Origin of the sequence: Gangjinia marincola (assembly GCF_039523415.1) — a bacterium.
Lineage (GTDB): Bacteria > Bacteroidota > Bacteroidia > Flavobacteriales > Flavobacteriaceae > Gangjinia > Gangjinia marincola.
The window spans coordinates 457,621-480,029 of record NZ_BAAAFG010000002.1; the positions used below are offsets into that span (position 1 = coordinate 457,621).

Annotated in this window: 23 protein-coding genes; 16 read left to right on the plus strand and 7 right to left on the minus strand. The window is 39.1% G+C overall.

The window, feature by feature from the left end; genetic code table 11:
* Positions 1–5 precede the first annotated feature (5 nt).
* The 6 genes from ABD000_RS03605 to ABD000_RS03630 all read right to left on the minus strand — a co-directional run bounded on the left by ABD000_RS03605 (position 6) and on the right by ABD000_RS03630 (position 7,400).
* On the minus strand, positions 6–2,009 hold the full coding sequence (locus tag ABD000_RS03605; protein WP_343763923.1) for a fumarate reductase/succinate dehydrogenase flavoprotein subunit: 2,004 nt from the start codon (positions 2,007–2,009) through the stop codon (positions 6–8).
* A 3-nt stretch (positions 2,010–2,012) separates the two neighbouring features.
* Positions 2,013–2,675: a succinate dehydrogenase cytochrome b subunit gene (locus ABD000_RS03610; protein WP_343763926.1), complete on the minus strand. Its 663-nt coding sequence runs from the start codon at positions 2,673–2,675 to the stop codon at positions 2,013–2,015.
* A gap of 230 nt (positions 2,676–2,905) precedes the next feature.
* A complete protein-coding gene (locus ABD000_RS03615) occupies positions 2,906–3,367 on the minus strand; it encodes a hypothetical protein (RefSeq protein ID WP_343763928.1) in 462 nt (153 codons plus the stop codon).
* 3 nt (positions 3,368–3,370) lie between these two features.
* Positions 3,371–3,697 (minus strand): transposase, encoded by a 327-nt coding sequence (locus tag ABD000_RS03620; protein WP_343763929.1) that lies wholly within the window; start codon positions 3,695–3,697, stop codon positions 3,371–3,373.
* A 308-nt stretch (positions 3,698–4,005) separates the two neighbouring features.
* Positions 4,006–4,398: a hypothetical protein gene (locus tag ABD000_RS03625; RefSeq protein WP_343763931.1), complete on the minus strand. Its 393-nt coding sequence runs from the start codon at positions 4,396–4,398 to the stop codon at positions 4,006–4,008.
* Positions 4,399–4,517: 119 nt separating this feature from the next.
* On the minus strand, positions 4,518–7,400 hold the full coding sequence (locus ABD000_RS03630; RefSeq protein ID WP_343763934.1) for a VPS10 domain-containing protein: 2,883 nt from the start codon (positions 7,398–7,400) through the stop codon (positions 4,518–4,520).
* A 130-nt stretch (positions 7,401–7,530) separates the two neighbouring features.
* Here ABD000_RS03630 and ABD000_RS03635 point away from each other — a divergent pair, with 130 nt between their 5' ends.
* The 4 genes from ABD000_RS03635 (at position 7,531) to ABD000_RS03650 (ending at position 10,420) form a co-directional block, all read left to right on the plus strand.
* Positions 7,531–7,779, plus strand: a complete 249-nt coding sequence (locus ABD000_RS03635; protein ID WP_343763936.1) for a DUF6364 family protein — start codon at positions 7,531–7,533, stop codon at positions 7,777–7,779.
* Positions 7,776–8,189: a type II toxin-antitoxin system VapC family toxin gene (locus ABD000_RS03640; protein WP_343763938.1), complete on the plus strand. Its 414-nt coding sequence runs from the start codon at positions 7,776–7,778 to the stop codon at positions 8,187–8,189. Before ABD000_RS03635 ends, ABD000_RS03640 begins: the two co-directional genes overlap by 4 nt.
* Positions 8,190–8,403: 214 nt before the next feature.
* On the plus strand, positions 8,404–9,696 hold the full coding sequence (locus ABD000_RS03645) for an aminopeptidase P family protein (protein WP_343763940.1): 1,293 nt from the start codon (positions 8,404–8,406) through the stop codon (positions 9,694–9,696).
* The gene (locus tag ABD000_RS03650; RefSeq protein WP_343763942.1) at positions 9,689–10,420 is read left to right on the plus strand and encodes an alpha/beta fold hydrolase; all 732 of its coding nucleotides are present in this window, start codon (positions 9,689–9,691) and stop codon (positions 10,418–10,420) included. Before ABD000_RS03645 ends, ABD000_RS03650 begins: the two co-directional genes overlap by 8 nt.
* A 35-nt stretch (positions 10,421–10,455) precedes the next feature.
* On the opposite strand, the gene thiL is transcribed toward ABD000_RS03650, so the two are convergent.
* Positions 10,456–11,502 (minus strand): thiamine-phosphate kinase, encoded by a 1,047-nt coding sequence (thiL, locus tag ABD000_RS03655; RefSeq protein ID WP_343763944.1) that lies wholly within the window; start codon positions 11,500–11,502, stop codon positions 10,456–10,458.
* Between the two features lie 67 nt (positions 11,503–11,569).
* Between thiL and ABD000_RS03660 the strand changes: the two genes are divergently transcribed.
* The 12 genes from ABD000_RS03660 to sufD all read left to right on the plus strand — a co-directional run bounded on the left by ABD000_RS03660 (position 11,570) and on the right by sufD (position 22,408).
* The gene (locus ABD000_RS03660; RefSeq protein ID WP_343763946.1) at positions 11,570–12,985 is read left to right on the plus strand and encodes a choice-of-anchor B family protein; all 1,416 of its coding nucleotides are present in this window, start codon (positions 11,570–11,572) and stop codon (positions 12,983–12,985) included.
* Complete coding sequence (locus tag ABD000_RS03665) at positions 12,985–14,364, plus strand: hypothetical protein (RefSeq protein ID WP_343763948.1); 1,380 nt, start codon at positions 12,985–12,987, stop codon at positions 14,362–14,364. The genes ABD000_RS03660 and ABD000_RS03665 overlap by 1 nt, the downstream gene beginning before the upstream one ends.
* Positions 14,365–15,117: an MbnP family protein gene (locus ABD000_RS03670; RefSeq protein ID WP_343763950.1), complete on the plus strand. Its 753-nt coding sequence runs from the start codon at positions 14,365–14,367 to the stop codon at positions 15,115–15,117. It abuts the gene before it with no gap.
* Positions 15,117–16,178 carry a cytochrome-c peroxidase gene (locus tag ABD000_RS03675; protein WP_343763953.1) on the plus strand — a complete coding sequence of 354 codons (1,062 nt, stop codon included), beginning with the start codon at positions 15,117–15,119 and terminating at the stop codon, positions 16,176–16,178. Before ABD000_RS03670 ends, ABD000_RS03675 begins: the two co-directional genes overlap by 1 nt.
* Positions 16,179–16,292: 114 nt before the next feature.
* Entirely contained in the window at positions 16,293–16,622 is a 330-nt protein-coding gene (locus tag ABD000_RS03680; RefSeq protein WP_343764030.1) for a HesB/IscA family protein, read from the plus strand.
* Positions 16,623–16,661: 39 nt separating this feature from the next.
* On the plus strand, positions 16,662–17,054 hold the full coding sequence (locus ABD000_RS03685) for a four helix bundle protein (RefSeq protein WP_343763955.1): 393 nt from the start codon (positions 16,662–16,664) through the stop codon (positions 17,052–17,054).
* Positions 17,055–17,085: 31 nt separating this feature from the next.
* Positions 17,086–18,531, plus strand: a complete 1,446-nt coding sequence (gene sufB / locus ABD000_RS03690) for a Fe-S cluster assembly protein SufB (RefSeq protein ID WP_343763957.1) — start codon at positions 17,086–17,088, stop codon at positions 18,529–18,531.
* A gap of 29 nt (positions 18,532–18,560) precedes the next feature.
* The gene (locus ABD000_RS03695) at positions 18,561–19,424 is read left to right on the plus strand and encodes an N-acyl homoserine lactonase family protein (RefSeq protein ID WP_343763959.1); all 864 of its coding nucleotides are present in this window, start codon (positions 18,561–18,563) and stop codon (positions 19,422–19,424) included.
* A 1-nt stretch (position 19,425) separates the two neighbouring features.
* Positions 19,426–19,830 carry a hypothetical protein gene (locus ABD000_RS03700; protein ID WP_343763961.1) on the plus strand — a complete coding sequence of 135 codons (405 nt, stop codon included), beginning with the start codon at positions 19,426–19,428 and terminating at the stop codon, positions 19,828–19,830.
* Positions 19,831–19,841: 11 nt separating this feature from the next.
* On the plus strand, positions 19,842–20,597 hold the full coding sequence (gene sufC / locus ABD000_RS03705; RefSeq protein WP_343763964.1) for a Fe-S cluster assembly ATPase SufC: 756 nt from the start codon (positions 19,842–19,844) through the stop codon (positions 20,595–20,597).
* Between the two features lie 65 nt (positions 20,598–20,662).
* Positions 20,663–21,055, plus strand: coding sequence for a four helix bundle protein (locus tag ABD000_RS03710; RefSeq protein ID WP_343763966.1), 393 nt, complete (start codon positions 20,663–20,665; stop codon positions 21,053–21,055).
* Positions 21,056–21,094: 39 nt separating this feature from the next.
* Positions 21,095–22,408, plus strand: coding sequence for a Fe-S cluster assembly protein SufD (gene sufD / locus ABD000_RS03715; RefSeq protein WP_343763969.1), 1,314 nt, complete (start codon positions 21,095–21,097; stop codon positions 22,406–22,408).
* Position 22,409: the final 1 nt, after the last annotated feature.

Sequence of the window (22,409 nt, forward strand, 5' to 3'; positions counted from 1 at the left end):
ATCCTCTATTTATAACTTCTAGTCTTTAATTCAACATTTTCAAAGACCAGCTCTTCTTTATGCAATACCGCATCTGCTGGTTTACCCGTGTATTCCCAAGCCGAAACGAACGTAAAGTTTTCATCATCACGTAAAGCTTCACCTTCTGGAGTTTGATATTCTTCTCTAAAGTGCCCTCCACAGGATTCATTGCGCTCCAGCGCATCTCGTGCAAAAAGCTCTCCTAATTCTAAGAAGTCTGCTACCCTTCCGGCTTTCTCCAGTTCTTGGTTTTTACTGTCTGCGCTTCCGGGAACGCTTACGTTTTTCCAAAAGTCTTCTCGCAACTCGGCAATCTCATCAATCGCACTTTGCAAGTCCGTGGCGTTACGGGACATTCCGCATTTATTCCACATGATCTTACCTAATTTTTTATGGTAATAATCCACCGAATGATTCCCGGCTCCACTCATCAATTTTTCGATACGTGCGCGAACGGACTTTTCAGCTTCGTCAAATTCTGCCGTTTCGGTAGAAATTTTTCCGGTTCTAATGTCATCTGCCAAATAATCACCAATAGTATAGGGCAATACAAAATACCCATCTGCCAATCCTTGCATCAAGGCTGAGGCTCCCAATCTATTCGCGCCGTGATCGCTAAAGTTAGCCTCACCAATGGCGTAACATCCCGGGATTGTTGTTTGAAGATTATAATCCACCCAAACTCCTCCCATGGTATAATGCACCGCAGGATAAATCATCATCGGCGTTTTATACGGGTTTTCATCAACGATCTTCTCGTACATTTCAAAGAGGTTCCCATATTTGGTTTCGATCACCTCTTCTCCTAGTGCTCTCACCTCTGCATCGCTAGCGTCTTTCATCCCGCTCACCAATGCTTTTTCTTTACCATAACGCATAATTGCAGCGTCAAAATCAAGATATACCGCTTCACCGGTTTTGTTTACTCCGTAACCTGCATCACAACGCTCTTTGGCCGCTCTTGAGGCCACATCACGAGGCACCAAGTTACCAAAAGCAGGATATCTGCGCTCTAAATAGTAATCGCGATCTTCTTCTTTAAGTTCGGTTGGTTTTAATTTACCGGCTCTAATAGCTTCGGCATCTTCTTTTTTCTTTGGCACCCAGATCCGTCCGTCATTACGTAAGGACTCTGACATCAAGGTCAATTTTGACTGATGATCTCCCGAAACTGGGATACACGTCGGGTGAATTTGCGTATAGCACGGATTGGCGAAGTACGCTCCCCTGCGGTGTGCTCTCCAGGCAGCCATGACGTTACTTCCCATGGCGTTGGTGGATAAGAAAAATACATTCCCGTATCCTCCTGAAGCTAATACTACAGCGTGTGCAGCGTGACGCTCAATCTCACCGGTGACTAAATTTCTGGCGATGATTCCGCGGGCTTTTCCATCTACTTTGACCAAATCTACCATCTCATGACGATTAAACGGCGTGATTTTACCCCGATTAATCTGTCTGTTCATGGCAGAGTATGCTCCTAACAATAGCTGCTGACCGGTTTGCCCTTTGGCATAAAAGGTACGTGATACCAATACTCCACCAAACGAACGGTTATCTAGTAATCCACCATATTCACGGGCAAAGGGAACTCCCTGCGCGACACACTGGTCGATGATATTACCCGAAACTTCTGCCAAACGGTGTACGTTGGCTTCACGGCTTCGGTAATCACCCCCTTTAATGGTATCGTAGAATAAACGATAATCACTATCTCCATCTCCCTGGTAGTTCTTAGAGGCATTTATTCCGCCTTGAGCGGCAATAGAATGCGCACGACGCGGTGAATCCTGATAGCAAAAAGTCTTTACGTTATAGCCCAACTCTGCTAAAGTAGCAGCTGCACTACCACCGGCCAATCCCGTACCCACCACGATCACATCTATGTTACGCTTGTTCGCCGGATTAACCAGGTTAATTTTATTTTTATGCTGGGTCCACTTTTGCGCTAATTCGCCTTGTGGAATATTTGAATCTAATACTGCCATAATCTAATGTATTGGATTTAGGTGATGGTAAATAGCGATAAATGCAAACCCCGCAGGGATTGCGATCGCATATATTTTTGTCACGGTATTGATAGCGGGACTGTATTTATTGTTGACTCCCATCGTTTGAAATGAAGAGGCAAATCCATGCAATAAATGCAAGGCCAATAAACCAAATGAAATCACATAAAGTACGACACGCCAAATAGGCTCAAACTTATGCACGGTTTCTGCGTGGTAACGTGTAGCATCCTCGGGAACAGCATTGATGAATTTATAGGCAATTTCATGGGCCCAAAAGTCGTACATATGTAACCCAAGAAAAGCAAGTACAACTAGTCCTGTGTAAATCATGTTGCGTGAAACCCAAGGTGCATTGGCACCCCCGTTGTATTTCGCATATTTTACTCGTCTGGCCTTATTGTTCTTGATCTCCAAATAAATCCCCATGGCAAAATGTACGATTACACCGCCAATTAAAATAGGCTGCAACACAAACTGAACTAAGGGATTATACCCCATAAAGTGCGACCACTCGTTAAAGGTGTCTGGCGCAATGACCGAGGTGATGTTAATGGTAAAGTGTTGTGCTAAAAAGACGACTAAAAAAAGTCCTGACAATGCCATTACTACTTTTCTAGCAATGGAAGAGGAAATTATACTCATGTTGAATTGGTTTTATTCGGGGAACAAAAATACGGCTCAACCCGCTCTTACACAAACTTTATCATGCTGCATTTACGATCATTTAATGTTTGTTAAGGAGTAAGGGCGAAAACGATTGAGGTTTACGGGAAAGGATTGAACAGAAACGTGGTGTTTTGAGGTTTTATTGATACTTGAAACCACTAGCCTCAGGCTAGCGGGAACAAAGAGTGTGGGCTTATCAGAATCTCCTATTGACAAAATCCATGTAGCTCTAAAATAGACACAAAATAATCCCTATCATTACCGTCCATAATACTTGCACCGTAATATCTTCTAAAATTTGAGTCTCCAACCCTATAAAAATAATTGAAAATCAAACGGTCTTTTTTATCTTTATTTACATCAATATAATAATCCAAGTTTTCTTCCATTCCATCAAATATTTCTGCAAAATCTCGTTGCCCTTCAATTCTTGTATAAGTATAAATTGAAATATCTCTTTCTTGTTTGAATGATTTGACTATTTTATTGATCACTTTAGCCTTAATAGAATCGTGTAATTTTGACACATTGCCATCGTAACAATAAATTAGCAAAGGAGTATCTATTTTTTCAAAACCATAAATATCAAATTTTTCATCGTTGTTTTTGAATACGCATGAAGCAAGGAGGATAAACAAGATTACTAATCCATTATTACTATATCTCATTTCTTACTTAATTTTTTGCTGAATAACGCTCTCACTCCAAAGTTCAATGGGGTGGTTGTGTTGTTGCCAAAATTGCCTATTCTTTACGGTCGCTTTTTTCTGGCCAGCTTCACTCATCATATTTAGCATCCATTCCTTTCGACTTTCTTTTGGATTATGCTCAATAGCTTCAACTATCTTTTTAGACGTGAATCCTTTGAAATCTCTTAATAATCCTGATGGATTTTCATCGCCTGATCTAAAGATTAAATGCACATGAGATAGCATAAAACAATATGCATACACTTCCATAGCTTTATGCTTTCTACAGTAGGAAATGCTGTCTGCCAAAATAGACAGATATGCTTCGCGAACAAAACATCAATCCAATACACGGTAGCAAAACTTACAAAATAAAGCCCTGATTTATTATTAAACTTGTAGTTTCTAATCATAGTGTGTAAAATACAAAAATGGGTTAAAACGGATTAATCCCTTTATGGTAAAACAGCTTATGAGCTACTATTCTTTATTGTTCTATCGTCTATAATTATGGCCACTAGTCACAAGCTAGCGGAGTTCTTATTATGTATTTATACTTGAAACCACTAGCCAAAGGCTAGCGGGAACTGGGTAGAGTAAATAAACCAGTAATAAAATTAGTTCTCTACAACTCCTATGAACTTCCCATTATTTTTATCAAGGACTATAGAATAATTTTCTCTTTGTATATAATAAGTTGATTTTTGTCTCGGGTAATGTCTATTTGGACTGAAATATTCCTCTAACGCTTTTATGATTGAATACTGTTCATTATCGATGGGAGATAACTTTTCATTTGAATATTGAATTAATTCATTTTGCTCAATGAATTGATCTATAACAGAAAAGTCCAAGATTTGATATTCAAATATGAATTGATACTCTAGATTATCATAACACTCAATATTTTGAAGGTATGCTTCATCTGGTAAATTTATACTCGTCAGTCTAATTATTTCTTTACTACAATAGTTAGATTTACCACACGATGATAGGATTACAGCTATCATTATATTTAGTAAGATATATATTAACTTGCTATTATAAATACTCACCCTCCTCAATCTATTTTATTACAATACCACTAACACTATCCTCTAACTAGTGGCATTAACACCAAACTTAAAATTTACTCAACCTTGAACTCCTTTTTATCGTTTGATGTTCCAGAAACTACCTCAATTGTATACTCCCCCTTAGGCAAATAATACATCCCATTTTTACTTTTTGAAATCCGAACATCGTCACGTTCTTTTTCTAAAGCTTTTTTTCCTTTTTCGGAAAGGGATAGATTATACTCCACAAAATTGAGTCCTTGTTCAGCTGAAAAGTTGGTTGTATATAACTCTTTTCCTTTAGGCGAAAGTACTTTCATCGTTACTTCACCTGCCGCATTAGCGTACACCGGAAGCGTAATTGACGGCTCATACGCATCCAACCATTTACTCCATGAGCTTCCCCAGCGGGTTGACCATTTTCCGCTAGGCACCTCAACAATTGAAAGCGCCTCATTTTTAGCAGATAAATCAGAAAGTGCCTGCACAGGCGTTAGGTTCGCGATATAAATACTTCGGCCGTGGGTTCCTAACAATAAGTCGTTCGCTTCCGGCTGAATCTTAATATCGTGCACCGCAACAGGTGGTAATCCATTGTTAAATAACTGCCAGTCCTTTCCGCCATTAAGGCTCACATATGCCGCATTATCAGTTCCTACGTAGAGAATATCCTTTTGTTTGGGATCTTCAGCAATAACATTCACCGGGCTATCAGCGATATTGCTTGAAATATCTTTCCAGGTCATACCATAGTCCGTGCTTTTATAAATATAGGAGGTGAAATTGTCGTTGCGGTATCCATTAAGCGTAGCATATACGGTTGCCTTATCATGCTGTGAAGCCACCACTCTGCTTACCCACAAATCTTTAGGCAAACCGGCAGAGATATTTTTCCAGCTTCCGCCACTGTCTTTAGTTACGTGAATGAGTCCGTCGTCGCTTCCGGTATAGATCAATCCAAACTGAAAGGGAGACTCGCTAATCGTAGTAATCGTCCCATAGGTCACATCGCCTTTTTTTCCGCCTTGCGTCAAATCCTTAGAAATGGCAGTAAAATCATCGCCCTGATTCATGGAACGCATCAATTTGTTTCCGCCCAAATACAAAATATCCTGATTGTGTGAAGAAAGCAGAATGGGGGTTTGCCAATTGAATCGATAGGGGCGTTCTCCCAACTCGTGCTTTGGCTGAATGTATGTTTGCTCATCGGTTTTGCGATTAAGCCTAAAGTAGTTTCCAAACTGAAAACCGGTGTACACAATATTTGGATCGCGGTTATCTACTTCAATCTGCATCCCGTCACCGCCCATGATGCTCTTCCATGGATATTCGCCACTTTGTTGCCAGCGTTTATTCTCCTGCGCGGTGTGAGCGCCAACCCAAACCCCATTATCTTGCAGCCCGCCGTAGACATGATAGGGCTTTTGATTGTCAACTTGTATGGCATAAAATTGCCCCACGACGGGTTGGTTATTCTTGATCCAGTTTTCACCGCCATCGTACGAGATGTTGAGTCCGCCGTCATTCCCGTTCACGATATGATCAGGATTTTTTGGGTTAATCCATAGTGCGTGGTGATCTGCGTGCACGTTTTCTGCACTAATGCTTTTAAAGGTTTTTCCACCGTCTTTTGAGGTCAAAATAGGAACACCCATAATATAAATGTGATCTTTGTCCTTCGGGTTCACCCTGATCTGAGCAAAGTAATACCCGTAGCTGTAAAAAATATCATCCAGGTAATCGTTGTGTGTTTTGTTCCAGGTTTTTCCGCCATCATCGCTTCGGTATACTTCGGCACCCACCACAGGCGTATCAAATAGCAGAGAATTCGCATCTTCTAAATAACTGGCTAAATCTGCAGGTTTTACGACTCCGCTACGCACCATGGCTTTCACATTGTCTGCCCGGTACTTTTCCTGAAAGCCGTTTTCTTTTAAAAAACCATTGAGTTTTTTATCGGTTAGCGCTAAAAAGTCCTCTTTACTCATGGTTTTAAAGTCATCCTTGCTCAGGCGATCGTCTTTTCCATCTTTTTTATCGGCAGGCCGTCTAAATTGGCTGTCGTGCACGGCATAAATAGTGGCATCATCATAATAACTCAGCCCAATTCTACCCACACCATCACCCGTAGGAAAGCCGCTGTCTTCGCTGATTTTTGCCCAGGTTGAGCCTCCATCTGTACTTTTGTAGATCGCAGAACTTTTACCGGCTTCTTTAAAATTCCATGCTTTTCGATCTTTTTCCCATGCTGCGGCCATCATGATATCAGGATTATTTGGTGACATGGCAAGGTCAATGATTCCTGTTTCATTATTAACAAAAAGTGTCTTTGACCAGGTTTTACCACCATCGGTAGTTTTAAAGATTCCGCGTTCGTCGTTTGGAGTATATAAATGACCCGTAGAGGCGACCACTACTTGATCTGGATTCGTAGGATGCAATAAGATTCGCCCGATATGATGGGAATCTTGAAGTCCTAAATGTTTCCAGCTCTTCCCGCGATCAGTAGATTTTAAAATTCCTATACCAGCATAAGACGATCTGGAGGCATTATTTTCGCCGGTACCCACCCAAATCACATCATTTTTCCAGTCTACCGCGATATCGCCTACATTGATGGTTTGCGCATTATCCATCACCGGAGTAAAGGTGGTCCCATTATTAGTGGTGTACCATAACCCTCCACTGGCATATCCCACATACATCTCCTGAGGGCGATCCGGATTGACTGCTACATCAACCACACGACCACTCATGACTGAGGGTCCTATGTTTCTAAAAGGTACATTTTTCACCAGAGATTGTTGTTGAAGCATTGCGCGTTGAGTATTACTTTGCATCACTTCGCCTGACGAACTGGAAGTTGACTGTGCTGCAATGACAAAAGAAAAGAGAAATGGGAAAAGAGAGAAAAACCCTTTTAAGTTGGTCTTGATAACAAATAATTGTGGTGACATAAGTTTGTTTTAGAATCCTTGAAAATAATGTTTTCTAACATACCACGCAAAAATGCACCGGACACAAAAAAATCGAACTAGCTTGCGATACGTCTTAATTTTGTATATTTGCACGTATAATAAGCATCTCATGGATACAAAGCTTACATTAAAACTTAATCAAGAGGTTATTGAGCAGGCAAAAAAGTATGCTGCTAAACGAAAAATGAGTTTATCTAGAATCATAGAAGCGTATTTACAGTCGTTAGTTTCAGATAAAAAACAGGATACATTAGAAATTTCAGCATTTGTTAAGAGCATATCAACAGGGACTCAGATCCCTTCAGATATTGACGCTAAAGAAGGTTATCGCTCTTTTCTAAACGAAAAATATACATGAAAAAGCGCCTTTTTCTTGACGCAAACATCATGTTGGATTTACTTGGTGACAGAGAGCCATACTATGAGGCCATTGCAAAAATTGCTACGTTAGCTGAAAAAGACAAACTAACCTTAGTGGTTTCCCCTATTTCGCTTGCAACAGTAAATTATTTCTTGACTAAATTTGAAAATGAAAAAATAGCTAAGGAGAAACTAAGAAAGTTTGAGGTTATTTGTGAAATTTCGTCTATCAATAAAATGACTGTTGAGAAATCACTTCAATCAGATTTTAAGGATTTTGAAGATGCGCTTCAATATTACTGTGCGTTAGACTCTGATTGCGCCATCATAATTACTAGAAATGCCAAGGAGTTTAAAAAATCAGCCTTACCCATTATGTCAGCACACGAATTTTTGAAAAGTCTTTGATGCCAGGTAATTATGAGACAAAAAAATCTTTCTGAATAAAAATTTTACTAATTAAAAAGATTTCCGCTTTCGCGGAAGATAAATATGAAATGAGCATTAAAAAATTAATTGTTTACTTTCTAACTAAGCAATTAAATTTTTAATGCGAAAGCGAAGCGGTTGATCTAAGCAGAAAATTTTAGATAACATGCTTAACAATAAAATTTTCAAATAGATGAAATACGAAAAACTAGACTCCCAACTTTTTATCCATAACCGCAACAACTTTATGGCTCAAATGAAGCCAAGCAGCATCGCGGTCTTTAACTCCAACGATATTTATCCCGTGGGTGCAGATAGCACCATGCCCTTTGAGCAACACCGGGACATCTTTTATTTAAGCGGGATTGATCAAGAAGAAAGTATCTTGGTCTTGTTTCCAGATGCAGCAAAAGAAAAACACCGCGAAATCTTATTTTTAAAAGAAACCAACGAACATATTGCCGTTTGGGAAGGTGAAAAATACACCAAGGAAGCCGCGTTTGAAACCAGCGGAATCAAAACCGTGTATTGGCTGCAAGATTTTGACAAGGTACTCTTTGGACTCATGGCACAAGCCGAAACCATCTACCTTAACAAAAATGAGCATTACCGTGCAGCGGTTGAAACCCAAACCCGTGAAGATCGTTTTATTCGGGATATCAAGGAGAAGTATCCTGCACATGCGGTAGCCAAAAGCAATCCTATTTTACAACGCCTAAGAGCAGTAAAACATCCCATTGAACTCGAGGTGATGCAGCAGGCCTGTGATATTACCAACAAAGGCTTTAGACGAGTGCTTGGCTTTGTTAAACCCGGAGTGACGGAATATAACATTGAAGCCGAATTTCTACACGAGTTCATCAATAACCGCTCCCGCGGTTTTGCCTACACACCCATTATTGCTTCTGGCCAAAATGCCAATGTGTTGCATTATATTGAAAATAAAGGTGAGTGTAAAGCAGGAGAGTTGATCCTGTTGGATGTTGGGGCAGAATATGCCAATTATAAAAGCGATATGTCGCGTACGATCCCGGTTTCGGGTAAATTTACCGATCGTCAAAAAAAAGTCTACAATGCGGTTCTTAAGGTGAAAAATGAAGCCACTCAACTCTTAGTACCGGGCGCACTTTGGGAAGAATACCATATGGAAGTAGGCAAGATGATGACCTCAGCCTTGATTGACCTTAAGTTAATCACCAAAGAAGAGGTCGAGAATGAAAATCCAGACTGGCCTGCCTATAAAAAATACTTTATGCACGGCACCTCACATCACATTGGATTGGATACCCACGATTACGGACTCTTACACGAACCCATCAAACCCAATATGGTCTTAACCGTTGAGCCGGGAATTTATATTCCGGATGAGGGCTTTGGCATTCGCTTAGAAGATGATGTGGTGGTTCAAGAACAGGGTGAACCCTTCAACCTCATGCGCGATATTCCTATTGAGGTTGAAGAGATTGAAGATCTTATGAATGGCTAAGCCGGTCGTACTTTTTTTACACGGTTTTTTAGAATCCAGTCACATCTGGCAGGAGATCATTCCGCATGTTGAACAGCATGTTGAGGTTCACACTATGGATTTGCCTGGGCATGGTGATGCGCCTGTTTTGGCAGAGGTGCATACGATGGTACTTATGGCAGATGTGGTGTTTTATTACTGTACAAAACACAAGCTTCAACATATTACGCTCATCGGTCATTCCATGGGCGGTTATGTAGGATTGGCTTTCGTCGAAAAATATCCGCAGCTTCTTGATCACCTCATCCTGTTAAATTCAACCACTAAAGCAGACTCGCTTACGCGGAAGCAGAACCGGGACCGGGGCATTCGCCAGGTAGCGAAACATAAGGACGTCTTTATAAGCATGGCCATTTCAAATTTGTTTTTGCCTGAAAATCATAAGAAATTTAAAGAGACAATTACTCAGCTGAAGCAGCGCGCAAAAAAGTTTCCCAGCGAAGGTATTATCGCCGCATTACAAGGCATGAAAGTCCGCCCGGATCGCACGGACATTCTAACGAATTTTACAGGTAAAAAAACGTTTATCGCCGGAAAAGATGATCCTTTAATTCCTGTACAGGAAAGTAGGCAAATTGCGAAAGAAACCGGAACCAAGTATTACGAATTACCTGGGGGGCATATGAGTTATTTGGAGGATACAGCTCAACTTAGAGGTATTCTAGTGGAATTATTCAAAGAATAAAACCTAAAAGCTTTTAAAAACGTTGGAGTCTAATTTTATTCTTCAAAGGAGTTCCAGCCCCTGTCTTCCAGTTTAATTTGTTGGTTGGCTCTGGTGATTAAGTGAGCGCCTTCTTTTTCTTCGGTCATATGACCGATTACCGTGAAATTGGGATTGCCTTTGATCGCGTCATAATCCTTTTGATCAAGCGTAAAGAGCAATTCGTAATCTTCGCCTCCGCTCAACGTAATCGTTGTACTATCCAGCTTAAATTCTTCGCAAACGTTGATCATGGCAGGATCTAATGGGATTTTTTCTTCATATAACTTTGCCCCAACCTTAGACGCCTTACACAAATGCATAATTTCTGAGGATAAGCCGTCACTCACATCAATCATACTGGTGGGTACGATCTCCATTTTTTTAAAGAGCTCAATGACATCTTTACGCGCTTCGGGCTTTAGCTGGCGTTCAATCAAATAGGCATAGGGATCAAGATCAGGTTGATTTTGAGGATTGACTTTAAACACTTCTTTTTCGCGCTCTAAAATTTGTAAGCCCATATAAGCTGCCCCTAGGTCGCCTGTTACGACTAACAAATCGGTAGGTTTAGCGCCACTTCTATAGACAATGTCTTCCGCGACAGCGTGACCAACAGCCGTAATGCTAAGCAATAACCCACTCGTAGAAGAGGTGGTGTCTCCCCCCACTACATCAACGCCATAGGTATTTGCAGCAAGATAAATACCTGCATACAATTCTTCAATTGCCTCTAACGGAAATCGATTAGATACCGCAATAGAGATGGTGAGTTGAGAAGCTTGCGCATTCATGGCGTACACATCAGAAAGGTTTACCATGACAGCTTTGTATCCCAGATGCTTTAAAGGCATATAGGATAAGTCAAAGTGAACTCCCTCGATCAGTAAATCCGTGGTAAGGACCATCTGCTGATCTTTGACCTCTAGTACAGCAGCATCATCACCAACACCTTTAATGGTAGATTTTTGAGTTAGTTTTATGTGTTGAGTAAGGTGATCTATTAATCCGAATTCCCCTAATTGTGAGAGACTTGTACTAGTGTATTCTTTTGATTTTAACATGCCTAAATTTAAAACTACCAATCATTAGTTATATCTTGCAAAGGTACTTCTTTAGCGATCAAACCTTATGAAAAATTTTATTCTCTTTTTTACATTCTCTTTTAGTTTTATTATACAAGCGCAAACACCTTGTGACAATGGTCTTGCAGGACAATATCCGTGTGATGGATATGATTTACTCTCTGCTATTGACCTCAATGAGCTGGATGCCTTTGAAGCGAATGATAATTGGGGATGGACAGATCCATTAGATGGAAAAGAGTATGCGATCATGTGCCTTACTAACGGGACGGCATTTATTGATATAAGCGATCCAATTAATCCTGTGTATCTGGGTAAATTACCCACCCATACTTCTTCCAGTACATGGAGGGACGCAAAAACGTATTTAAATCACGTGTTTGTTGTAAGTGAGGCCTTTGATCATGGTATGCAGGTATTTGATTTAACGCGTTTAAGAAATGTAACAAATCCTCCTGTAGTTTTTACAGAAGATGGTCATTACGATGGATTTGGCAGCGCACATAATATCGTCATAAATGAAAGTACTGGCTATGCATACGGGGTTGGAACAAATACTTTCTCTGGTGGCGCTCATTTTGTCGATATTCAATTTCCTACGAATCCACAAGCTGCTGGCGGATACTCAAATGATGGATATACCCATGATGCACAAGTCATTACCTACTCTGGTCCTGATCCCGATCATCAAAACAAGGAACTATATCTTGGAAGCAACGAAGATGAGTTAGTCATTGTTGACGTTACAAATAAAAATAATCCTTCGAGAATCAGCGGGTTAGGATATGGAAATACAGGCTATACGCATCAAGGATGGTTTACCGAGGATCAGCGCTATTTTATCGTTGGAGATGAAATTGATGAATTGAGTTTTGGCTTTAATACTCGAACCCTTATATTCGATGTGAGTGATCTTGATGATCCGTTTTTAAGCTCAGAATACTTCGGTCCTTCTCCGGCAGTAGATCATAATGGATATGTTGTTGGGGATAAATATTATCTTTCCAACTACAGGGCAGGGATGCGCGTTATTGATATTAGTGATATTGAAAATGGCAATTTACAAGAAATAGGTTTCTTCGATTCTTATCCTTCTTCTGACGGGGCTGGTTTTGATGGAGTCTGGAACATCTATCCCTTTTTTGATAGCGGTAATATTGTTATCAGTGATATCAATACAGGATTCTATTTAGTAAGGGATAGTAGTAGTCCTTTGTCAGTCAAAGAACCTCAAACGTCTAATTTTACAATTTATCCTAACCCAGCCGTTTCAAAAGTTACTATCACATCTGATCACACAGACCTTCAAACCATTAAAATCTTTTCAGTGTTAGGAAAAAATGTAGCCGAGTTTAATCAATTATCTGGTGTAGCAGAACAAATCGATATCTCTGCCTTAGCTTCAGGAATTTATATCGTTCAAGTTAATGGTGATACATCTCAAAAATTAATTATTCAGTAATGAAAAAATATCTTCTCCATATCATTCTGGTAATTTTTGTTGCAGGTTGTGAAGAAGATGAATCCACAACTGGAGATACTACAAATACTATTGTGCCGTTTTCACAAGAGTTGGACTGGGTCAAAACTTTTGGCGGTAGCGATGAAGATGAAGCAACTTCAGTAATACACTTACCAGATGGCGGATTAGCCGTATTAGGCAACACAAGAAGCACAGATGGAGATTTTGCCGGCAGAACTGGAAATGATAAGGACTTTGTATTAATGCGAATTGATGCTGAAGGAAATTTGATATGGTCACAATTTTATGGTGGTAGTCAGAATGATGAAGCCAGTGACCTCATTCTCACCAATGATGGTGGCTTTGCTATGATAGGTTCTACACGAAGCGGAGATGATAATCCAACAACTTTTGATGGTGATGTGAACATAAACAACGGCTTTTACGATTACTGGATGGTAAAAACAGATCTTAACGGAACAATTCAATGGCAAAAAACCTTTGGGTTTGATGGAAGCGATCGTGGTCAGGCACTTATTCAAACTAAAGATGGGGGTTACTTTTTAACCGGCTATTTTGATGTAACAGCAAGCGGTGGACAGGGCAATGAAGATGGTAAAATAACTTCTATAAAATCTGCCGAACATGGGATCGGAGAATTTTGGGGAATAAAGCTCAATATAAAAGGTGAGCTTGAATGGCGAAGGTATTTTGGAGGTACCAATAACGATCAGAGTTATGATGTAGTCGAAAATCAGAGCGGTAATTTTATCCTCATGGGTCATACTGAAAGTGAAGATTTTGATATCTCTCAAACCAATGGGAGCTATGAATATTGGGTGGTTGCTGTCGATCAAGCAGGAAACAAATTATGGGAAAATACATACGGTGGCTCAGCTATTGATCAGGGGAAAGCAATTACTATGCTACCCAATGGCGACATGATGCTTATTGGCGTTACCCGAAGCAATGACGGTGACATTAGCAATTCTAATGGCGAAAATGCCGATGCTTGGTTAGTTCAAATAGATCAGGAAGGAACGCTATTAAATGAATACACATATGGCGGCACAGGGTTCGACTCAGCTCAATCAATTATCGCTAGCCCAACTAATCTATTTATCGCCGGGAATACCAGAAGCGAAGATATAGATGGAATTGTGAATAATGGGCAAAACGATGCCTGGATCTTGATGCTAGAGCTAGAAGGGAATGTGATCTGGCAAGAGACTATCGGAGGTTCAGGACTGGATTTTTTTAATGCGTTTACCTTTACTGAAAATAACGTCTTGTATGTGGTAGGATCAACTGAAAGTACAGACGGAGATATTGCTGTAAATAAAGGAGGAAAGGACATCTTACTCGTAAAATACAAATAGATGAAAAAGATAATCGTATTACTCGTGGTAAGCATGACACTTTGGAGTTGTGATAATGATGATGATAAAACTTCTAATAAGGGCGTAGGGATTACTTTTTCAGAGAGTTGGGACAAATCACCAGTAACATTTACAGATCTCAATGCAACAGTTTTTACTAATGAAAACGGTGATAATCTTCAACTTGACGGATTAAGGTATTTAATCTCGAACATGGTTCTTACTAACAATGAAACTGGACAAAGCTACCAATCTGGGGCTGGATTTTTCTTAAGAGATATTTCAGAAACAACTCGCACCTCCCCTTCACTTGGTTTTACTGTTCCTCCCGGCACCTATAAGCTTTCCTTTATCTATGGCTTTAGTGAAGAAGATAATATTGATGGTGAGTATGAAAATCTCAACATCGTTTCCTGGAACTGGCCAGAGATGCTTGGTGGGGGATATCACTTTTTACAGATGGATGGTTCATATAACGTAAACATAGAGCCCAGTCCGTTTAATTTTCATAATGGCACTGCAAGAGTTAGCGATGGAGTCTTTGAGCAGAATTTTGTGCCATTTTCATTTGATGATATTGAAATTGGAGAAAATTCGGCGATGATCACGATCAATATGGATATAGCAGAATGGTTTAAAAATCCGCATACGTGGAATCTCAATGAGTTAGATACGCAACTCATGCCCAATTATACCGCGCAAAAAATGATGCAGGACAATGCCCAGAGCGTTTTTTCAGTATCGGTAGAATAATGAAGCTAATCCTTGGCATACTGTTTTTTTTATGTTTATGTTCTTGTTCTTCGGAAAGAGAGGAGCAATATAAACCTATTCCGGTAACGATTGAGCTCCCTACGACCTTTCAAAGTTTATTGCCTCCGCCTGTCATTCCGCAGGAAAACCCTTTAACTCAAGAAGGCATTACCTTGGGCCGAAAGCTCTTTTTTGATCCTATTCTTTCACGTGACAATACGCTTGCATGTGCAGATTGTCACAGTCCGCAAAACGCTTTTTCAGATTCAAAACGCTTTAGTGACGGTCTGGACGAGGAAAAAGGGATCAGAAATTCGATGCCGTTAATGAATCTGGCGTGGAACATCTCCAATAGATTTAACTGGGACGGAAGTGCCGTCACCTTAGAAGAGCAAATATTCGAACCGGTCACCAATCCCATTGAAATGGATCACACCTGGGAAGCCGTTGAAAATGAGCTGAATGCAGATGATGAATACCCTCAACTCTTTGAACAGGCCTTTGCCATTAATCGCATTGATTCTACTGCAGTTTCTAAAGCCATTGCACAATTTATTCGTACGCTAGTTTCAGGCGACTCTAGATTTGATCAGTATTTGCGTGAAGAAGTTGAGCTGACTCCTCAAGAATTAAGCGGACTGGAAATTTTTATGAATGAAGAAAAAGGCGACTGTTTTCATTGCCATGGAAATCCAAATAATCCGCTCTGGACAGATAATCAATTTCATAACAATGGATTGGACGAAGCGTTTGATGATTTGGGACTAGGTGGGATAACCGGAGATCCTTCTCAGTTTGGCCTTTTTAAATCTCCCAGCTTACGTAATTTAGCCTACACTGCCCCTTACATGCATGATGGGCGTTTTGAAACCTTAGAAGAAGTTATTGATCATTATAGTGAGGGACTACAGTTTTCTGAAACGATTGATCCCTTAATGAAAAGTATCGCTCAGGGCGGAGTTCAACTCACACCCCAACAAAAAGAAGATCTAAAAGCATTTTTATTGTCCCTAACTGATGAGGGTTTTGTCAGTAATCCGTCCTATCAAAATCCAAACTAATTCCCAGCCTAAAATCGCATAGCCAAGTCCTATGTGAAGATAAGTTAGAATAATGTTACCACGCATTGTAAAGCCATTACGATGTGGTATATTTGCACGTAATTTAGAATGAATATGATTAAGGTTAGTGAACAAGCAAAGCAAAAGCTTTCGGTCTTAATGAGCGAAGAGGGATTTGATGTTGCTAAAGATTATGTTCGGGTAGGGGTTCAAAGTGGGGGTTGTTCTGGTCTTACCTATCAACTCAAATTTGATGACAATACCTTAGAGACTGATAAAGTCTTTGAAGACAATGACGTAAAGATCGCCGTGGATAAAAAAAGCTTTCTATACCTGGTCGGAACTACGCTTGAATTTTCAGGTGGATTGAATGGCAAAGGATTTGTATTTAACAATCCTAATGCGCAACGCACCTGCGGTTGCGGGGAGAGTTTTTCGTTATAGAAATTTAAGATTCAAAATTTAATATTTAGGATTAAGGCAATGGCAACGATAAAAGAGTTTGAAGACTTAGGAATATGGCAAGATGCACGTTCGCTATGCAGTAATATTTATACAATAATCGAAAATACTCCTCTGAAAAAAAATTACAAATTAGCACAGCAAATTGATAGATCATCTGGATCAGTTATGGATAATATCGCTGAAGGCTTTGAGCGAAATGGCAATAAAGAGTTCATTCAATTTTTATCTATTGCCAAAGCGTCTTGTGGCGAAACAAGATCACAACTGTATCGCGTAAAGGATAGAAATTTTATTACAGAGGATGAGTTCGACAAACTCAAATCACAAGCAAAATTATTAAGCTCAAAAATTGGCGGATTCATGAAATATCTGTCAACAAGTGAATTTAAAGGTTCAAAATACAATCATTGAATTTTGAATAAACAATATTGAATCGATAAGCATGGCATATACCGAAGATGATTTAAAAAAAGAATTAGAAACCAAGGAATATGAATACGGTTTCTACACAGATATTGAGTCGGATACTTTTCCAGTTGGATTAAATGAAGATGTGGTACGTGGTATTTCAGCTAAAAAAAATGAGCCTGAATGGATGACAGAATGGCGATTAGAAGCTTTTCGAGGCTGGAAAAAGATGATTGAGCCAGAATGGCCAAATGTGCATTACACTAAACCAGATTTTCAAGCAATTTCATATTACTCTGCTCCATCAAAACAAGCTAAGTATGAAAGCCTTGATGAAGTTGATCCAGAACTATTAAAAACGTTCGAGAAATTAGGCATTTCATTAGATGAGCAAAAAAAGCTTACGGGTGTTGCTATGGATGTGGTGGTTGACTCAGTCTCTGTAGCCACTACCTTTAAAAAAACCTTGAACGAAAAAGGAATTATTTTCTGTTCTATTTCTGAAGCTATTCAGGAACACCCAGAACTGGTCAAAAAATACATTGGTTCTGTTGTATCACAAAAAGACAACTTTTACGCGGCGTTAAATTCGGCAGTATTTAGTGATGGTTCTTTCTGTTATATTCCAAAAGGCGTAAAATGCCCAATGGAATTATCTACTTATTTTAGAATTAATCAAGCGGGTACAGGTCAGTTTGAACGCACCTTGGTGATAGCAGATGAGGGTAGTTATGTGAGTTACTTAGAAGGTTGTACCGCACCTAGTCGCGACGAAAATCAATTACATGCCGCAGTGGTAGAATTGATTGCCATGGATGATGCCGAAATTAAATATTCAACCGTTCAGAACTGGTATCCAGGAAATGAAGAAGGAAAAGGCGGAGTCTACAATTTTGTGACCAAGCGTGGATTATGCGAGAAAAATGCTAAAATATCCTGGACACAGGTAGAAACCGGAAGCGCTATAACCTGGAAATACCCCAGTTGTATTTTAAAAGGGGACAATTCAATTGGCGAGTTTTATTCTATCGCGGTTACCAATAATTATCAGCAGGCTGACACAGGCACTAAAATGGTTCATTTAGGAAAAAATACGCGGAGTACAATTATTTCTAAAGGAATTTCTGCGGGTAAATCTCAAAACAGTTATCGCGGCTTAGTTCAAGTGAACTCCAGAGCAGAAAATGCCCGTAACTTTTCGCAGTGTGATAGCCTGTTGATGGGAAACAAATGTGGTGCTCACACATTTCCTTATATCGAAGCTAAAAACAGTACTGCACAAATTGAGCATGAGGCAACAACGAGTAAGATTGGTGAAGATCAAATTTTTTATTGCAACCAACGCGGAATTGATACTGAAAAAGCCATCGCGCTTATCGTAAATGGTTTTAGTAAAGAAGTCTTGAATAAACTCCCCATGGAATTCGCTGTAGAGGCACAAAAATTATTGGAAATAAGCCTTGAAGGCAGCGTAGGATAATACATCATCGAAAATTCATCCATATACTTATGAGAATTCTAATACTACTGGCTATTTTTTCGACGCTGGTAATCAGCTGTAAAAATGAGACTAAAGAAGCTACTCAAGGAACCAAAGAACAAGTTGCTGAAGAGAAAGTAGCCATAAAGCTTCATACCTTTGATGGCGGAAGCATCATGGCTAATAACCTCAATTTGTTTGCACAAGGGGACACCTACAAAGGACAGCGTAAAGCATTAGCCGATGCATTTTACGTAATTGAACACCCAAAAGGCACCTTAATTTGGGATACCGGATTGCCTGAAGGTCTTGTAGGTCAGGGAGACGTTACACCTGAAGGTGGTGCATTTACGATTTCTCGTAAAGATTCAATCAAAAATCAATTAAACGCAAAAGGATTAGCGATAGAAGATATTGATCACATCGCTTTTTCTCACATACATTTCGATCATACCGGTGCAGCAAATCATTTTGAGAATGCGCAATGGATCGTTCAGGAATCAGAGTATACCTTTGCTAAGGGAGACAGCATTAAGGGCAATTCCTTCTATGCGCCAGATAGTTTCTCTAAACTCAACAACGTAAAACAAATTAGTGGTGATCTGGATTTGTTTGAAGACGGTACGGTCATCATAAAATCTATGCCCGGTCACACCCCTGGTCACCAAGTACTTTATCTTGAATTACCTCAAGCAGGACCTGTAATTCTTGCTGGAGACATGTATCATTTTATAGAAAACAGAGAAAAACGCATTGTGCCTCAATTCAATTATGATATTCCGGAAACCGAAGAATCCATTAAACAGTTTGAAGCCTTTGTAGATGAAACGAAAGCTAACGTTATTATTCAACATGAGAAAAAACATTTACCCGTCGCAAAAAAGCTTCAGTAAGATGAAAACGATTGTTTTCGCTGGTTTAATTGTTCTAATGGTGCTTAGTTGTAAAGAAAATGCTCAGCAGCCTGAAAAAGCTTCCGAAGAAAATAAGGAAGTTGTTCAAGATTCTATCAAAGTGATTTCTGGTGAGTTTTTTTACACCGATGAGGCCGCTGTACTCATGGGAAAATCATTTATCTATGGAGTGGTGATAGACAGTCTTGCCAAAGAACTCAATGAAAAAACAAAGCGTTTAAAGCGCGAAGAAATGGATATGGTTCCTGTTGTTATTAGAGGAAAAGTAGATAGCAGCAAAAATGCCGAAGGTTGGAAAGAATTAGTCACCATAAAAGAGATTATTAAGGTATCTCCTCCTAAAAAAGAGGATGCCGTTAAATTATCATCAAACAAGAAAAACTAAGAAATACAGCTATGCTGAAGATTAAAAATATACACGCTAACATTGAGAGTAAAAAGATCCTGCGAGGCATCAATCTTGAAGTCAATAAGGGAGAAGTTCATGCGATTATGGGGCCAAACGGTTCTGGTAAAAGTACGTTGGCTTCTGTCATTGCTGGTAGAGAGGAATACGATCTTACTAAAGGTGAAATGCTTTTTGAAGGTGAGGACATTTCTGAAATGGATGCTGAAGAAAGAGCACATAAAGGTATTTTTCTTTCGTTTCAATATCCTATTGAGATTCCCGGTGTTTCGGTAACAAACTTTATTAAAACCGCCATTAACGAAACGAGAAAAGCAAATGGTCAAGAAGAAATGAAGGCTAATCAAATGCTTAAGCTAATTAGAGAAAAATCTGAATTATTAGAGATTGACCGTAAGTTTTTATCCAGATCGCTTAATGAGGGATTTTCTGGTGGGGAGAAAAAAAGAAACGAAATATTTCAAATGGCCATGTTAGAACCTAAGCTTGCTATTTTAGATGAAACTGATTCTGGTCTTGATATAGATGCTCTACGAATCGTAGCTAACGGAGTCAATAAATTACGTAGTGAAGATAATGCTGTTGTTGTTATTACGCATTACCAACGTCTATTAGAATATATCGTTCCAGATTACGTACATGTTTTATACGATGGTAAAATTGTGAAATCCGGCACCAAAGATCTTGCTCTAGAATTGGAAGAAAAAGGGTACGACTGGATTAAGCAGGAAGTAAGTAGTTTGTAGTTTTTGGTTTCAGGTTTTAAGTTTTAGGTTTGGTTTTTGGTTTCAGGTTTGAATAATATAATATCATGGCTACTGTAAAGAAATTTGAAGATTTAGATATTTGGAAGGAAGCTAGAAGACTCTCTAAAAGAATAATTGATATATCAAAAAACACAGACCTAAAGATAGACTATAAACTAAAAGATCAAATAAAGGGATCCTCAGGATCTGTAATGGATAATATAGCTGAAGGTTTCGAGAGAGATGGGAATAAAGAATTTAGACAATTTCTTTCTTTTGCTAAAGGTTCGGCAGGTGAAGCGAGATCTCAAATATATCGAATTTACGATTCAGAATATATTGATGAAGGAGATTTACAAAATCTCGTAAATGAGTATGAAGTTTTAAGTAAAAGGATTTCCTCTTTTATACAGTATTTGAATAAGAAAGATTTTAAAGGGTTAAAATTTAAGGAATAAAACACTTGAAACTTTTAACATCAAACATGAAACAATTAAATGGAATTAAAAGATAAATTGATATCATCCTTTATGGCCTTTGAAGAGCAGATCGACACTAATGTCGATATACATGAGCTCAGGTCTGAGGCTATAAAGCATTTTGAAGAAGAAGGTTTTCCTACCAAAAAACTGGAGGATTGGAAATACACTTCGCTCAACTCTTTAATTAAAGAGGATTTCACCATTTTTCCTAAAGTAGAGAATGCGCTAGAATACAGTGCGGTAAAGCGGTTTTTTGTCGATGATATTGACACCTACAAAGTAGTCTTTATTGACGGAAAGTACTCTTCTTACCTCTCTCAAACAACGCACGATAGGTTTGATGTATGTACCATGTCATCGGCTCTAAATAAGCCTCAGTACAAATCTGTGATTGAGAATTATTTCAATAAGATAGTAGCAAAAGATGGAATGACGTCGTTGAATACAGCTTTTTCTCAAGAAGGGGCATATGTTTTTGTTCCAAAGAATACTATCGTAGAAAAGCCCATTCAAATTGTTAGTTTTAGTACCGGTAGTGAGGCCAGTCTACTCGTTCAACCTAGAAATTTAGTTGTGGTAGGCGAGAATTCACAGGTGCAGATCATTGAACGCCATCAAAGTTTAACGTCTAACTCGGTGTTGACCAATGTAGTGACAGAAATTTTTGCAGATAAAAGTGCGGTTGTCGATTATTATAAAATTCAAAATGATCACCTTAATGCATCTCTAATTGATCACACATTTATTGAGCAGAAAGGTCAAAGCAATTGTAGCGTACATACCTTTTCTTTTGGTGGGAAATTAACCAGAAATAACCTCAATTTTTATCAGCGAGGAGAACATATCAATTCAACCTTAAAAGGTGTGACCATTATTGAAGGTAAACAACATGTTGATCACCATACCTTAGTGCATCACATTGAACCTAATTGCGAAAGTCATCAGGATTATAAGGGAATATATGATGAGCGTGCTGTTGGTGTATTTAACGGTAGAGTACTTGTAGAAAAAGAGGCGCAAAAAACCAATGCATTTCAAAGCAATAATAATATTGTGGTGAATGACAAAGCTACCATAAACACTAAACCCCAATTAGAGATTTTTGCAGATGATGTAAAATGCAGTCATGGTTGTACCATTGGACAATTGGATGATGAGGCATTATTTTATATGCGTTCTCGCGGAATTCCTGCTAAAGAGGCCAGAGCATTATTAATGTACGCTTTTGCGAATAATGTATTGGAAAGTGTTCGAATTCCTGAGATGAAAAAGAGGATAACTAAGCTTATCGCCATGAAGTTAAACGTGAATCTTGGGTTTAACCTTTAAT

Coding starts and splice junctions, on each gene's coding strand:
- ABD000_RS03605 (WP_343763923.1), bottom strand. CDS start 2,009: ATGGCAGTATTAGATTCAAATATTCCACAAGGCGAATTAGCGCAAAAG.
- ABD000_RS03610 (WP_343763926.1), bottom strand. CDS start 2,675: ATGAGTATAATTTCCTCTTCCATTGCTAGAAAAGTAGTAATGGCATTG.
- ABD000_RS03615 (WP_343763928.1), bottom strand. CDS start 3,367: ATGAGATATAGTAATAATGGATTAGTAATCTTGTTTATCCTCCTTGCT.
- ABD000_RS03625 (WP_343763931.1), bottom strand. CDS start 4,398: ATGATAGCTGTAATCCTATCATCGTGTGGTAAATCTAACTATTGTAGT.
- ABD000_RS03630 (WP_343763934.1), bottom strand. CDS start 7,400: ATGTCACCACAATTATTTGTTATCAAGACCAACTTAAAAGGGTTTTTC.
- ABD000_RS03635 (WP_343763936.1), top strand. CDS start 7,531: ATGGATACAAAGCTTACATTAAAACTTAATCAAGAGGTTATTGAGCAG.
- ABD000_RS03640 (WP_343763938.1), top strand. CDS start 7,776: ATGAAAAAGCGCCTTTTTCTTGACGCAAACATCATGTTGGATTTACTT.
- ABD000_RS03645 (WP_343763940.1), top strand. CDS start 8,404: ATGAAATACGAAAAACTAGACTCCCAACTTTTTATCCATAACCGCAAC.
- ABD000_RS03650 (WP_343763942.1), top strand. CDS start 9,689: ATGGCTAAGCCGGTCGTACTTTTTTTACACGGTTTTTTAGAATCCAGT.
- thiL (WP_343763944.1), bottom strand. CDS start 11,502: ATGTTAAAATCAAAAGAATACACTAGTACAAGTCTCTCACAATTAGGG.
- ABD000_RS03660 (WP_343763946.1), top strand. CDS start 11,570: ATGAAAAATTTTATTCTCTTTTTTACATTCTCTTTTAGTTTTATTATA.
- ABD000_RS03665 (WP_343763948.1), top strand. CDS start 12,985: ATGAAAAAATATCTTCTCCATATCATTCTGGTAATTTTTGTTGCAGGT.
- ABD000_RS03670 (WP_343763950.1), top strand. CDS start 14,365: ATGAAAAAGATAATCGTATTACTCGTGGTAAGCATGACACTTTGGAGT.
- ABD000_RS03675 (WP_343763953.1), top strand. CDS start 15,117: ATGAAGCTAATCCTTGGCATACTGTTTTTTTTATGTTTATGTTCTTGT.
- ABD000_RS03680 (WP_343764030.1), top strand. CDS start 16,293: ATGATTAAGGTTAGTGAACAAGCAAAGCAAAAGCTTTCGGTCTTAATG.
- ABD000_RS03685 (WP_343763955.1), top strand. CDS start 16,662: ATGGCAACGATAAAAGAGTTTGAAGACTTAGGAATATGGCAAGATGCA.
- sufB (WP_343763957.1), top strand. CDS start 17,086: ATGGCATATACCGAAGATGATTTAAAAAAAGAATTAGAAACCAAGGAA.
- ABD000_RS03695 (WP_343763959.1), top strand. CDS start 18,561: ATGAGAATTCTAATACTACTGGCTATTTTTTCGACGCTGGTAATCAGC.
- ABD000_RS03700 (WP_343763961.1), top strand. CDS start 19,426: ATGAAAACGATTGTTTTCGCTGGTTTAATTGTTCTAATGGTGCTTAGT.
- sufC (WP_343763964.1), top strand. CDS start 19,842: ATGCTGAAGATTAAAAATATACACGCTAACATTGAGAGTAAAAAGATC.
- ABD000_RS03710 (WP_343763966.1), top strand. CDS start 20,663: ATGGCTACTGTAAAGAAATTTGAAGATTTAGATATTTGGAAGGAAGCT.
- sufD (WP_343763969.1), top strand. CDS start 21,095: ATGGAATTAAAAGATAAATTGATATCATCCTTTATGGCCTTTGAAGAG.